The organism is Streptomyces sp. UNOB3_S3 (genome assembly GCF_020740895.1).
In the GTDB taxonomy this organism is placed as follows: Bacteria; Actinomycetota; Actinomycetes; order Streptomycetales; family Streptomycetaceae; genus Streptomyces.
The window spans coordinates 1-12,652 of sequence record NZ_JAILXP010000207.1 but is presented as its reverse complement, the minus strand read 5'-3'; the positions used below and the strand labels follow the sequence as shown (position 1 = coordinate 12,652).

Annotated in this window: 10 protein-coding genes; 8 read left to right on the top strand and 2 right to left on the bottom strand. The window is 71.0% G+C overall.

Going from position 1 to position 12,652, the window contains the following annotated elements; translation table 11 throughout:
• Positions 1–150: 150 nt before the first annotated feature.
• Positions 151–1,023 carry an HAD family phosphatase gene (locus K6I33_RS21755; protein ID WP_229355556.1) on the top strand — a complete coding sequence of 291 codons (873 nt, stop codon included), beginning with the start codon at positions 151–153 and terminating at the stop codon, positions 1,021–1,023.
• A gap of 331 nt (positions 1,024–1,354) precedes the next feature.
• On the opposite strand, the gene K6I33_RS21750 is transcribed toward K6I33_RS21755, so the two are convergent.
• Positions 1,355–2,176, bottom strand: a complete 822-nt coding sequence (locus K6I33_RS21750) for an oxidoreductase (protein WP_229355554.1) — start codon at positions 2,174–2,176, stop codon at positions 1,355–1,357.
• 101 nt (positions 2,177–2,277) lie between these two features.
• On the opposite strand from K6I33_RS21750, the gene K6I33_RS21745 reads away from it, so the two are divergent.
• A complete protein-coding gene (locus K6I33_RS21745; protein ID WP_229355552.1) occupies positions 2,278–3,270 on the top strand; it encodes an ATP-binding protein in 993 nt (330 codons plus the stop codon).
• Here the strand turns inward: K6I33_RS21745 and K6I33_RS21740 are convergent.
• Entirely contained in the window at positions 3,251–4,471 is a 1,221-nt protein-coding gene (locus K6I33_RS21740; protein WP_229355549.1) for a hypothetical protein, read from the bottom strand. The genes K6I33_RS21745 and K6I33_RS21740 overlap by 20 nt on opposite strands.
• Before the next feature lie 296 nt (positions 4,472–4,767).
• Between K6I33_RS21740 and K6I33_RS21735 the strand changes: the two genes are divergently transcribed.
• The 6 genes from K6I33_RS21735 (at position 4,768) to K6I33_RS21710 (ending at position 12,606) form a co-directional block, all read left to right on the top strand.
• Complete coding sequence (locus tag K6I33_RS21735) at positions 4,768–6,780, top strand: carbonic anhydrase (RefSeq protein WP_229355545.1); 2,013 nt, start codon at positions 4,768–4,770, stop codon at positions 6,778–6,780.
• A gap of 281 nt (positions 6,781–7,061) precedes the next feature.
• Positions 7,062–9,029 carry an acetate--CoA ligase gene (gene acs / locus K6I33_RS21730; RefSeq protein ID WP_229355543.1) on the top strand — a complete coding sequence of 656 codons (1,968 nt, stop codon included), beginning with the start codon at positions 7,062–7,064 and terminating at the stop codon, positions 9,027–9,029.
• A gap of 220 nt (positions 9,030–9,249) precedes the next feature.
• Entirely contained in the window at positions 9,250–10,647 is a 1,398-nt protein-coding gene (gene nhaA / locus K6I33_RS21725; protein WP_229355541.1) for a Na+/H+ antiporter NhaA, read from the top strand.
• A gap of 101 nt (positions 10,648–10,748) precedes the next feature.
• Entirely contained in the window at positions 10,749–11,207 is a 459-nt protein-coding gene (locus K6I33_RS21720; RefSeq protein WP_229355539.1) for a phage holin family protein, read from the top strand.
• A complete protein-coding gene (locus K6I33_RS21715) occupies positions 11,204–12,202 on the top strand; it encodes an alpha/beta fold hydrolase (RefSeq protein ID WP_229355538.1) in 999 nt (332 codons plus the stop codon). The genes K6I33_RS21720 and K6I33_RS21715 overlap by 4 nt, the downstream gene beginning before the upstream one ends.
• A gap of 185 nt (positions 12,203–12,387) precedes the next feature.
• Positions 12,388–12,606, top strand: a complete 219-nt coding sequence (locus K6I33_RS21710; RefSeq protein WP_229355535.1) for a hypothetical protein — start codon at positions 12,388–12,390, stop codon at positions 12,604–12,606.
• The last annotated feature ends 46 nt before the right edge of the window (positions 12,607–12,652 follow it).

The window sequence follows — 12,652 nt, the reverse complement described above, 5'->3', positions numbered from 1 at the left end:
GAGCGGGGGTCGTCCCCACGGCCGACTCGGGGGGGGAGGAGTCGGGCCGGGTTAGACACGGTCGCGAACGATCCGTGACTTCCATGGTGTACCCGAGAGCCTTCTCAGGCAAACCCACACGCCTCAGCTTACGCCGAATGGAGGGCCCCTATGCTCGGCGGCGTGGAAAACCACTCCTTGCCTCGGACAGCCGCGTTCTTTGATCTGGACAAGACGGTCATTGCGAAGTCGAGCACGCTCACCTTCAGCAAGTCCTTCTACCAAGGCGGCTTGATCAACAGGCGTGCCGTGTTGCGTACCGCCTATGCGCAGTTCGTCTTCCTGGCCGGCGGAGCCGACCACGACCAGATGGAGCGGATGCGTCAGTATCTCTCCGCCCTCTGCAGGGGCTGGAATGTCCAGCAGGTCCGCGAGATCGTGGCGGAGACCCTGCACGAGCTCATCGACCCGATCATTTACGACGAGGCCGCCTCGCTCATCGAGGAACACCACGCCGCGGGACGGGATGTGGTGATCGTGAGCACCTCCGGCGCCGAAGTCGTCGAGCCGATCGGGGCGCTGCTGGGCGCGGACCGGGTCGTCGCCACCCGGATGGTCGTCGAGGACGGCGCCTTCACGGGTGAAATCGAGTACTACGCCTATGGCCCCACCAAGGCCGAGGCCGTGCGCGAGCTGGCCGCCTCGGAGGGATACGACCTCAGCCGCTGCTACGCATACAGCGATTCGATCACCGACATTCCGATGCTGGAGGCGGTCGGCCACCCTCACGCCGTCAATCCCGATCGGGCGTTGCGCCGGGAAGCGGTGTCACGCGACTGGCCGATCCTCTGCTTCAACCGGCCCGTGCGTCTGAAGCAGCGTATTTCCGCGCTGGCCATGCCCTCCCGCCCGGCGCTGCTCATGGCCGCCGCGATCGGCGCGGCGGCAGCCACGGCGGGGTTGATGTGGTTCGCCAATCGTCGTCGCTCGACCATGCCCGCCTTGCCCGCTTTTGACGCTAAAAGCAAAAGAACTGTGGCTTAGGCTTCCGCTTCCGCGGCGACAGGAGTAGAAAGGACTTAACGGCCCGCGAGACCAGGGACATCCGGGAGGACGCCCCTCACGCACCAAGGCCCCACGGACCGCGCATGAAAGCCGGGCACCCACGCGACGCCGACCCGTCGATTACGGGCCAGTCGCACCAGGTGGCGGGCGAAGTCCCCGGCCTGATGGGCAAATTTCGTGCACGCATGGTAACCCGGCTGACGTGCCAGCGGCGGTACCGGAGCAGTACGGGTACCGCCGCAACCCATGTCCGCCACAAGGGTGATGAGGCGGACCGGGGCCGACGCCGGGCCGGCCCGGCGGCCGCGGGTCAGGCGGCGCCGCGCTGAAGCGCCTCGCACACGGCCGTACTCTCCCGCACCCCCAGCTCGACGGCGCGGCCGCAGTGCGCGATCCAGGCCGCCAGGCCCTCCGGGGTTCCCGAGACATAGCCCTCGAGCGCCGCCGCATAGGCCTCCCGGCCCTGCTCCGCGTGTCCCACCTCGGCCGGGCAGATGGACTTGGGGTCCAGGCCGCTGCCCACCAGCACGATGCGCTCGGCCGCCCGCGCGACCAGGCCATTGTGCGAACCGAACGGCCGCAGGGCGAGCAGTTCGCCATGGACCACGGCCGCCGTCACCAGCGCCGGGGCCGCGCTGCCCGCGATCAGCAGCCCCGCCAGCCCCTCCAGTCGTCCCGCGACCTCGTCCGCACCCGGCAGCGGCAGCTCGACCAGCGGCTCCGCCACCGGTTCACCGGCCAGCCGCGGCCGTCCGACCGAGGCGTCGGGCCGGTCCCCGCCGGCGGCCACCAGGTGCAGCCGGGCCAGGACCCGCAGCGGGGACTGCCGCCACACGCTCAGCAGTTGGCCCGCCTCGGCGGTCAGCCGCAGTGCCGCGCCCACCGTGCGCGGCTCCCCCTCACCGCCGAAGTCGGAGCGGCGGCGCACCTCTTCGAGGGCCCAGTCCGCGCCGGACAGCGCGGCCGAGCCGCGCGCACCGCGCAGCGCCGCCTCGGAGGTGACCTCATTGCTCCGGCGGCGCATCACCCGGTGCCCGTACACCCGGTCCACCGCCTTGCGTACGGATTCCACGGAGTCGGCGACGCCCGGGAGCGACCCCAGGGCGGCAAGCGGATCGGCTGTCGTACTCATGGGTAAGACACTACGCACTTCGGGTCTACACCCCCCGAAAGAGTGGTCCTCTTCACTCACGGCCATCACTCCGCGCACCCCTGCACCTACTCTTGGTGAATATGAAGATCGCTTTCGTGGGGAAGGGCGGCAGCGGCAAGACCACGCTGTCCTCCCTGTTCATCCGCCACCTCGCCGCCGGCCATGCCCCCGTCATCGCCGTGGACGCGGACATCAATCAGCACTTGGGCGCGGCGCTCGGGCTCGACGAGGTGGACACCGCCACGCTGCCCGCGATGGGCGCGCGGCTGCCCTTGATCAAGGACTATCTGCGCGGCGACAACCCGCGCATCGCCTCGGCGGAGACCATGATCAAGACGACTCCGCCGGGCAACGGCTCACGGCTGCTGCGCGTCACCGAGGACAATCCGGTCTACGAGGCGTGCGCCCGCAAGGTGGCGCTGGACGACGACGCGTCCATCCGGCTGATGGTCACCGGCCCCTTCACGGATTCCGATCTCGGTGTCGCCTGCTACCACTCGAAGGTCGGCGCGGTCGAGCTGTGCCTGAACCACCTCGTGGACGGGCCGGGCGAGTACGTGGTCGTCGACATGACGGCGGGCAGCGACTCCTTCGCCTCCGGGATGTTCACTCGTTTCGACGTGACCTTCCTCGTCGCCGAGCCCACCCGCAAGGGTGTGTCCGTCTACCGCCAGTACAAGGAGTACGCGCGGGACTTCGGCGTCGCGCTGAAGGTCGTGGGCAACAAGGTGCAGGGGCAGGACGACCTCGACTTCCTGCGTGCCGAGGTGGGTGACGACCTGCTCACCACCGTCGGCCACTCCGACTGGGTGCGGGCCATGGAGAAGGGCCGCCCGCCCCGTTTCGAGCTGCTGGAGGAGGCCAACCGGCAGGCCCTGAGCGTCCTGCGCGAGACCGCGGACGCCTCGTACGAGCGGCGCGACTGGCGTCGCTACACCCGCCAGATGGTCCACTTCCACCTCAAGAACGCGGAGAGCTGGGGCAACGCCAAGACGGGCGCCGATCTGGCGGCGCAGGTCGACCCCGCGTTCGTGCTGGACGAGGCGCTGCTGGCTACCGCGCAGCCCGTCTGACGGCGGCGCCGGAGAACCGCGCCCAGCCGTTCTTCGGCGCCTTGCCGATCTCCAGCTCGCGCAGGTCCGCGAGCAGCCGGGGGTCCTGGGCGTCCAGCCAGTCCGCCAGCTGTTTGAAGGAGACGCAGCGCACGCCGTCCCTCACGCAGACCTTCTTGATGACGCTCTCGACGGCGCGCATATACGTGCCGCCGTTCCAGGACTCGAAGTGGTCGCCGACGAAGAACGGGGCGCGGTTGCCCCGGTACGCCCGTTGGAAGCCCGCCATCAGGCCGTCGCGCATCTGTCTGCCCCATGCCTCCCGCCGGGCGGGTTCACCCGCGGTGGTACCGGACTGGTTGGCGAGGAAGTTGTAGTCCATCGACAGCGTCTCGAAGCCACGGCCCGGGACGGGGATGTCCTGCAAGGGGAAGTCCCAGACGCCACGGATCTTCCGGGGCCAGACCTGCCGCCCGCCGATGGAACTCGCGTCGTAGCGGAAGCCCATGGCCTTGGCGGCCGGGATGAGGTTGCGCTGACCCTCCAGGCAGGGCGCCCGCCCGCCGACCAACTCCTTGCCGTAGTCGAACGGAAGGGGTGGCTCCGATCTGAGCCCGGCGTTGGTCCGCCAGTGTCTGACGAACGACTCCGCCTGCCGGATCTCGCTCATCCACTCCTTGCTGCTCCAGGTGCCGACGCCGCCGTGGGCGCCGCAGAAGTGACCGTTGAAGTGGGTGCCGATCTCATTGCCCTCCAGCCAGGCGGCGCGCATCTGCGCCACGGTGTCCCGCACGCCCTTGACGTCGTTGAAGCCGATGTCGGAGGCGCCGGCGGGGTGCCGGGGCGGGGCGTAGAGCTTCCTCTTGGCGGCGGGGAGCATATAGACGCCGCTGAGGAAGTAGGTCATGGTCGCGTGGTACTTCCTGCCGACGGCACGGAAGTGGGAGAACAGTTTCTGCTCGTCCTCGCCCGCGCCGTCCCATGAGAAGACGACGAACTGCGGCGGCCGTTCACCGGGGCCGAGGCGGCGTGGGACCGGCTGTCCGGGCTGAGGTCCGGTCTCGGCGGTGGAGCCATCACCGATCAGCCGGGCCGGGCGCCCGGCCGGGTGCGGACGGGCCGGCGTCCGCCGGCCGCCGGCGGGTGCGTCGGGCGTCGCGGCCCCCGAGGCCAGCGCCAGGGCAGTCAGACCGCCGAGTGCGATTCTCCATGCAGCAGCCATGAGCCACCTCGCCGTTCGACTCGCCTGTCCGACGGGGCGGACAGGCGTTCAAGCGACGCCACCATCGCATGCGGGCAAAACTGAACAAAGGAGGCAGGCATTTAAAAATACTTATTCGCTCGTTCAGGGGAAGGGTCCGGGCATTCCCTCGCCAGCCCTTTACTCTGCATTACGATCCGTTTACCGAGAGTTGATGGACACCTGTCCGTCGCAGCCGCTCCCGCCGCTGCCCGCCGTGACCACGGCCGCGCATCCAGCGCGACCGCGCCGCCCCGACGAAGAAGACGGGACCGACGATGCCCGCTCAGCAGATCCAGACGCCCCCTCCCTCCCCGGCGCTCCGCCAGGACGGCCCCCATGAGCCCAGTGGGCGGAGCCGGTCCACCTGGTCCCGGGATCTCCCCACCTCCGCCGCCGTCACCTTGGCCGCCGTTCCCCTCTCCCTGGGGATCGCCCTGGCGGCGAGCGTCCCCCTCCAGGCCGGTCTGATCGCGGCGGCCGTCGCCGGGATCGCCGGAGCGGTGTTCGGCGCCGCCCCGGCCCGGGCCGGGGGCACGGCGGCCTGTCTGGTGCTGGTGACCGCGGAGCTGGTCCAGCGCCAGGGCTGGCAGGTCACCTGCGGGGTCATCGCGCTCGTCGGGCTGGCGCAACTCGCCCTCGGCGCCCCACGGGTGGCCCGCATGGCGTCGGCGTTCAGCCCCGCCGTCGCGCGCGGGATGCTCGCCGGTGTGGGAGCGACGATCGTCCTCAGTCAGGCACCCGTCGTACTGGGCGGCGGCCCTCAGCCGTCCGCACTGGCCGGTGTGCGGGCCCTGGTCTGGGAGTTGACGCAGCCACGACCCGCCGCGCTCCTGGCCGTCGCGCTGCTGGCAGCCGCGGTCACGGCGGTGGTGCTGACGGTCTGGCCCCGGCTGCCCGGCAGGGCAGGGCGGTCGCTGCGGCTCGTCCCCGCCCCGTTCGCCGCGCTCGTCCTGGCCATGGGCGTGTGCTTCCCCCTGACGACCCCCCGGATCTCCTTCGCTCCCTGGGAGTCGCGGGTGCTCCCCGGCCTGCCGGACGGCCCGGTGCTCGGGATCTTCGCGGCTGTCCTGACGCTCACGCTCGCCGCGAGCGCCCAGTCGCTGCGGTCCCTGCTGCCGGCCCCCGTCCAGGAGTGGCTGCGCCCCCGGGGCGCGGTATTCCCCGGCGCCGTATGGCCCGGGTCCCACGCGGGCGCGGTGGTGTGCGCGGTCTGCGCGCTGCTGTGCGCGGGGCTACCGGCGGCGGTGCCGGAGCTGGTCCCGCTGTCCGCCGTGGCCGCCCTCGCCATCGCGGCGGGGCTCAGGGCGGCGGATCTCGCACAGGTCAAGGAGTTGTCGCGACGCAGGGAGTTCCCCATGTACGTGGCCACGCTCGGGTCGGCGCTGCTGCTGGGAGTGCTTCAGAGCGTCGTGGTGGGCATGATGATCGCCGCGCTGCTCTCGCTGCCCGGGGTCGTCCGCTCCCTCCGGGGCGGCGCCAAGCCCGCCTCGGACGCCGCCGGTTCCCCCGTCCACCGCCCCTGGACCCCTTGGCGCCATCACGACCGCGCCCACCACGCGGGCGAGGAGGCCGGGCCCTGTGAGATCGAGCAACTCCTGGGCGGGGTGAGCGCCTTCCAGCGCGACACCGCCCCTCTGGTCCGCGACGAGCTGGCCAGGCTCGCCCGCGAAGGACAGCGCCCCAGTCAGCTCTTCCTCACCTGTGCCGACTCCCGGCTGGTGACCAGCATGATCACCTCAAGCGGTCCCGGCGATCTGTTCACCGTACGCAATGTCGGCAATCTGCTGCCCCCACCCGGCGACGACGGCAGCTGCGACTCGGTCGGCGCCGCCGTGGAGTACGCCGTGGAGGTGCTCAAGGTCGGCAGCATCACCGTCTGCGGGCATTCGGGATGCGGTGCGATGCAGGCCCTGCTGGATCTGTCCGCCTCCCCTGCCGGCCACGGCCTCGTCTCCGACCAGACCCCGCTCACCCGCTGGCTGCGGCACGGCCGGCCCAGCCTCGCCCGGATGCAGCGGATCGGCCGGCTGGGGCGTGGGGAGGTGGCGCTGGCCGACCGTCCCGTCGCGGACGACGTCGAGCGGCTGGCGCTCGTCAACATCCTGCAGCAGCTCGACCATCTGATGGCCCACGCCTGTGTCGCCCGTCGGGTGGCCGAAGGATCGCTGCGGCTCCAGGGGATGTACTTCCATGTGGGCGAGGCCCAGGCCTATGTCCTGGACCGGCGCTCGCGCACCTTCACCGCCGTACGACCCGCCGTACGACCCGCCGTCCTGTACGCCGTATGACCCACCCCGGTGGGCGCCGTACACCCCTCCTCGGCCCACGCTCCGGCACGCCGGCGCGGCGCTCCGATCGGCCCGGTCCGGCCCCGGTCCGGCACCCCCGTCCGGCACTCCGGTCCAATGCCCCCGGCGCGTCCCGTCGGCCGCACCACCCCCTCTGACCTCGGCACATCAGCTTTCCATAAGGTCTAAACCACTTTTTGTCCACACCCCTTGTCAGGGTGCGTCCCAGCCTGATGAGCTATGGCCGGGACGTAACGAGCCCCCTGGGAAAGGGAGATGTCGTGAGTAACGAAAGCCTGGCCAACCTTCTTAAGGAGGAGCGCCGCTTCGCACCGCCTGCCGGTCTGGCCGCAGAGGCCAATGTGACCGCCGAGGCGTACGAGCGGGCGAAGGCTGACCGGCTGGGCTTCTGGGCCGAGCAGGCCCGCCGCCTGAGCTGGGCGACCGAGCCGACCGAGACCCTGGACTGGTCGAACCCGCCGTTCGCCAAGTGGTTCGCCGACGGCAAGCTCAACGTGGCGTACAACTGCGTCGACCGCCATGTGGAGAACGGGCTGGGCGACCGTGTCGCGCTGCACTTCGAGGGTGAGCCCGGCGACAGCCGCTCGATCACCTACGCCGAGCTGCAGCGCGAGGTCTCCCGCGCCGCCAACGCCCTGCTGGAGCTGGGCGTCCAGGCGGGTGACCGCGTCGCCATCTATCTGCCGATGATCCCCGAAGCGGTCGTCTCGATGCTGGCCTGCGCCCGTATCGGCGCCCCGCACTCGCTGGTCTTCGGCGGCTTCTCCGCGGACGCCCTCGCCACCCGGATCAACGACGCCGACGCCCGCGTCGTCATCACCGCCGACGGCGGCTACCGGCGTGGCAAGCCCTCCGCGCTCAAGCCCGCGGTGGACGAGGCCCTCACCCGCCCCGGCACCGAGAACGTCCGCAGCGTCCTCGTGGTCCGCCGCACCGGCCAGGAGGGCATCGGCTGGACCGAGGGCCGTGACGTGTGGTGGCACGACCTGGTCGAGCGCCAGTCCGACCAGCACACCCCCGAGGCCTTCGACGCGGAGCACCCGCTCTTCATCCTCTACACCTCGGGCACCACGGGTAAGCCCAAGGGCATCCTCCACACCACCGGTGGCTACCTCACCCAGGCGTCGTACACCCACCACGCCGTCTTCGACCTCAAGCCCGAGACCGACGTCTTCTGGTGCACCGCCGACGTCGGCTGGGTCACCGGTCACTCGTACATCGTCTACGGCCCGCTGAGCAACGGCGCCACGGAGGTGCTCTACGAGGGCACCCCCGACAGCCCGCACCAGGGCCGCTGGTGGGAGATCGTCCAGAAGTACGGCGTGACGATCCTCTACACCGCCCCGACCGCCATCCGCGCCGCCATGAAATGGGGCGACGACATCCCCGCCAAGTTCGACCTGTCGAGCCTGCGGATCCTGGGCTCGGTCGGCGAGCCGATCAACCCCGAGGCCTGGGTCTGGTACCGCAAGCACATCGGCGCCGACACCACCCCTGTCGTCGACACCTGGTGGCAGACCGAGACCGGCGCCATGATGATCAGCCCGCTGCCGGGTGTGACCGAGACCAAGCCGGGCTCGGCCCAGGCCCCGCTCCCCGGCATCGGAGCCACCGTCGTCGACGACGACGGCCACGAGGTGCCCAACGGCTCCGGCGGCTACCTGATCCTCACCGAGCCGTGGCCGGCCATGCTCCGCACCATCTGGGGCGACGACCAGCGCTACAAGGACACCTACTGGTCCCGCTTCGAGGGCCGCTACTTCGCGGGTGACGGCGCCAAGAAGGACGAGGACGGCGACATCTGGCTGCTGGGCCGCGTCGACGACGTCATGCTCGTCTCCGGCCACAACATCTCCACCACCGAGGTGGAGTCCGCCCTCGTCTCGCACCCGAAGGTCGCCGAGGCCGCCGTCGTCGGCGCCGCGGACCCGCAGACCACCCAGGCGATCTGCGCCTTCGTCATCCTGCGCAGCGGTGTGGACGCCGAGGCCGAGGGCCTCACCGAGGAGCTGCGCGCCCATGTGGCCAAGCAGCTCGGCCCGATCGCCAAGCCCAAGCGGATCCTGCCGGTGGCCGAGCTGCCCAAGACCCGCTCCGGCAAGATCATGCGCCGGCTGCTCCGTGACGTGGCCGAAAACCGCACCCTCGGCGATGTGACCACCCTGACCGACTCCTCGGTCATGGACCTCATCCAGGCCAAGCTCCCCGCTGCCCCCAGCGAGGACTGATCCGAAAAACACCTGCATAACCGCAGGTCAAAGCCCATGCGAGTGAAGGGCGTCCGACAATATGTCGGGCGCCCTTCACTCTTTCCGGCTAAGGTAAGTACTTGTCGCGTAAATATTGCGACAAGAATCTAGGGCGCGCCGGGAAGTCTGGTCGGCAACACAGCACACGTGTACGCGTGTGTTTTCAGACCGACAGACCGACCCCAGGAGGTCCACCACCGTGGCCGCGTCCAAGAACCAGCGTTCCGTCTTCCTCGGCAGGCTCTCCCTGCCCGAACGGAACTATCTCGCGGACGCGCTACGCACCGAGACCGTGGGCGGCGTCCTGCTGCTCGTCGCCGCCGTCGCCGCGCTGATCTGGGCCAACACCCCGCTGCGCGAGAGCTATGAGACGGTCCGCTCCTTCCACCTCGGCCCCGGGAGCCTCGGGCTGAACCTCTCCGTCCAGCACTGGGCGGCCGACGGACTGCTCGCGATCTTCTTCTTCGTCGCCGGTATCGAACTCAAGCGCGAGCTCGTCGCCGGTGAGCTGCGCGACCCCAAGGCAGCGGTCCTGCCCGTCGTCGCCGCGCTCTGCGGCATGGCCGCACCCGCGATCGTCTACGCCCTGACCGCCTCCGCCGGCGGTGGCTCCCTGGGCGGCTGGGCCGTGCCCACCGCCACCGACATCGCCTTCGCCCTGGCCGTGCTCGCGGTCATCGGCACCTCCCTGCCGTCCGCCCTGCGCGCCTTCCTGCTGACCCTGGCCGTCGTCGACGACCTCTTCGCGATCCTCATCATCGCGATCTTCTTCACGTCGAAGCTGAACTTCGCCGCCCTCGGCTTCGCCGTGGTGGGCCTGGTCGTCTTCTGGGTGCTGCTGCGCAAGGGCGTACGCGGCTGGTACGTCTATGTGCCGCTGGCGGTCGTCAACTGGGCGCTGATGTACAACAGCGGCGTCCACGCGACCATCGCGGGCGTCGCCATGGGCCTGATGCTGCGCTGCACCCGCCGCGACGGCGAGAAGCACTCCCCCGGCGAGCACATCGAGCACCTGGTGCGCCCGCTGTCGGCGGGGCTGGCCGTGCCGCTGTTCGCGCTGTTCTCGGCGGGCGTCGCGGTCTCCGGCGGGGCGCTGTCCGATGTCTTCTCCCGGCCCGAGACGCTGGGCGTGGTCCTCGGCCTGGTCGTCGGCAAGGCCGTCGGTGTCTTCGGCGGCACCTGGGCGGCGGCGCGTTTCACCAGGGCGGAGCTCAATCCGGACCTCAAGTGGCCCGACGTGCTGGCCGTGGCTTCCCTGGCCGGGATCGGCTTCACGGTGTCCCTGCTGATCGGCGAGCTCGCCTTCAGCGGCGACGCCGTCCTCACCGGCGAGGTCAAGGCGGCCGTGCTCGTCGGTTCGCTGATAGCCGCCGTCCTCGCCGGCACTCTCCTCAAACTGCGCGACAACAAGTACAAGAAGCTCTGCGAGGAGGAGGACCGCGACGAGGACGAGGACGGCATCCCGGACATCTACGAGCAGGACAATCCCGAGTACCACCTGCGCATGGCCGCGAAGTACGAGGCCAAGGCGGCCGCGCACCGGAAGCTGGCGGAAGTGGCGGCAGGGCGCACCACCAGCGACGACGGTCCGGCATGATCTGAGAGTCTTTACATTCGCGGTGCGCTCCTCCCAAGGCCCGGACCAGCCGGACCGGAGCCCCGCGGAGGATGAAGCCGACGACGATGAGGGAGCAGGCGATGAGCGCAGCCGACGACGGCGCGAACCGCGGCCTCGGCCAGCTGGTGGCACAGGCCACCACCGAGCTGTCCGCGCTGGTGCACGACGAGATCGCACTGGCCAAGGCCGAGCTGCGGCAGGACGCCCGGCGGCTCGGCATCGGCGGCGGCGCCATCGCCGCGGCCGGTGTCCTGGCGCTCTTCTCGCTGCCGGTCCTCAGCTTCGCGGCGGCCTACGGCATCCACAATCTCGGGCTCGGGCTCGCCTGGTCGTTCCTGATCACCGGTGGCGCGTATCTGGTGATCGCGGCGGTGCTCGGGCTGCTGGCCGTCGCCAAGTTCAAGAAGATCTCGAAGCCGGAGCGGACCATCGCCTCGGCGAAGGAGACCGCGGCCGTGCTGGGCACCGTCAAGCCGCACCCGCGTCCTGTGGCCGACACGAGCCAGACGGACGCATCTGTGACACGCTCGACCGTATGACGGTGCCCGATACCTCCGCAGCGCCCGCGTCCCCCGAACCCGGCCGGCCCGCGACGCCCGCGGCCCCGGTGACGGCGGCGACCTCACCCGCGGCGGTCGTCCGGCCGGAGGGTCCCTGGACCCACCGGGACGTCGCGGCGAACGGGGCGCGGTTCCATATCGCCGAGATGGGCGAGGGGCCGCTGGTGCTGCTGCTGCACGGCTTTCCGCAGTTCTGGTGGACGTGGCGGCATCAGCTGCCGGCCCTCGCGGAGGCCGGGTTCCGTGCGGTGGCGATGGACCTGCGCGGCGTCGGCGGCAGCGACCGTACGCCCCGGGGCTACGACCCGGCGAACCTCGCCCTCGACATCACGGGGGTGGTCCGCTCCCTCGGCGAGCCGGACGCCGCCCTCGTCGGCCATGACCTGGGCGGGTATCTGGCCTGGACCGCGGCCGTGATGCGGCCCAAGCTGGTGCGCCGGCTCGTGGTGTCCTCGATGCCGCACCCGCGCCGCTGGCGGTCGGCGATGCTCGCCGACCCCCGGCAGAGCGCCGCGAGCTCCCACATCTGGGGCTTCCAGCGGCCCTGGCTGCCCGAGCGGCGGCTGCTCGCGGACGACGCGGCGCTGGTGGGACGGCTGATCCGGGAGTGGTCGGGGCCCCGGCTGCCGGACGACGAGGCCGTCGAGACCTACCGCCGGGCGATGTCGATCCCCTCCACGGCGCACTGCTCGATCGAGCCGTACCGCTGGATGGTGCGGTCCATGGCCCGCCCCGACGGCATGCAGTTCAACCGCCGGATGAAGCGGCCCGTCCGGGTGCCGACGCTGCATCTGCACGGGTCCCTCGATCCGGTGATGCGGACGCGCAGCGCGGCGGGCTCCGGCGAGTACGTGGAGGCCCCCTACCGCTGGCGGCTCTTCGACGGGCTCGGCCACTTCCCGCACGAGGAGGACCCGGCGGCGTTCTCGGCGGAGCTCATCGGCTGGCTGAAGGACCCCGAGCCGGACCGCTAGGGCGGCACGGAAGGGCGCCGGGGAACGACGGCGGACGGGCGCGAGGGCCGTCGGACGGGCGGTCGCGGGGCCGCCGTCCGGGCGACGGAACACCCGTCCACCGAACGGCCAATTGCCTCGCGCATAGGCCAATTGCCGGACCCATGGGCGATTACCGACCTTTGGGCCCGGGCAGAGCTTCCGGTATGGGCTGGACGCACGACTACCGTGACGTGACGGACGTGACCGATGTGACGCAGGAGCGCGGCGCCGACGGCGATGCCGCGCTCGTGGCCACGGAGGCACCCGAGCTGGGCAGGCGCGGGCCACAGGCCGGGCCCGACCGCAGGATGGGCATCCCACGCATCATCCGCCGGCGCGCCCGCTGGATGTCGGCGCGGCTGCGGCACCCACGCGGCCGCTGACCGCCCCCGTCACCCGAGCCCCCGCCACCCGCGCACACCGCGCGCA

Coding starts and splice junctions, on each gene's coding strand:
- K6I33_RS21755 (WP_229355556.1), top strand. CDS start 151: ATGCTCGGCGGCGTGGAAAACCACTCCTTGCCTCGGACAGCCGCGTTC.
- K6I33_RS21750 (WP_229355554.1), bottom strand. CDS start 2,176: ATGAGTACGACAGCCGATCCGCTTGCCGCCCTGGGGTCGCTCCCGGGC.
- K6I33_RS21745 (WP_229355552.1), top strand. CDS start 2,278: ATGAAGATCGCTTTCGTGGGGAAGGGCGGCAGCGGCAAGACCACGCTG.
- K6I33_RS21740 (WP_229355549.1), bottom strand. CDS start 4,471: ATGGCTGCTGCATGGAGAATCGCACTCGGCGGTCTGACTGCCCTGGCG.
- K6I33_RS21735 (WP_229355545.1), top strand. CDS start 4,768: ATGCCCGCTCAGCAGATCCAGACGCCCCCTCCCTCCCCGGCGCTCCGC.
- K6I33_RS21720 (WP_229355539.1), top strand. CDS start 10,749: ATGAGCGCAGCCGACGACGGCGCGAACCGCGGCCTCGGCCAGCTGGTG.
- K6I33_RS21715 (WP_229355538.1), top strand. CDS start 11,204: ATGACGGTGCCCGATACCTCCGCAGCGCCCGCGTCCCCCGAACCCGGC.
- K6I33_RS21710 (WP_229355535.1), top strand. CDS start 12,388: ATGGGCTGGACGCACGACTACCGTGACGTGACGGACGTGACCGATGTG.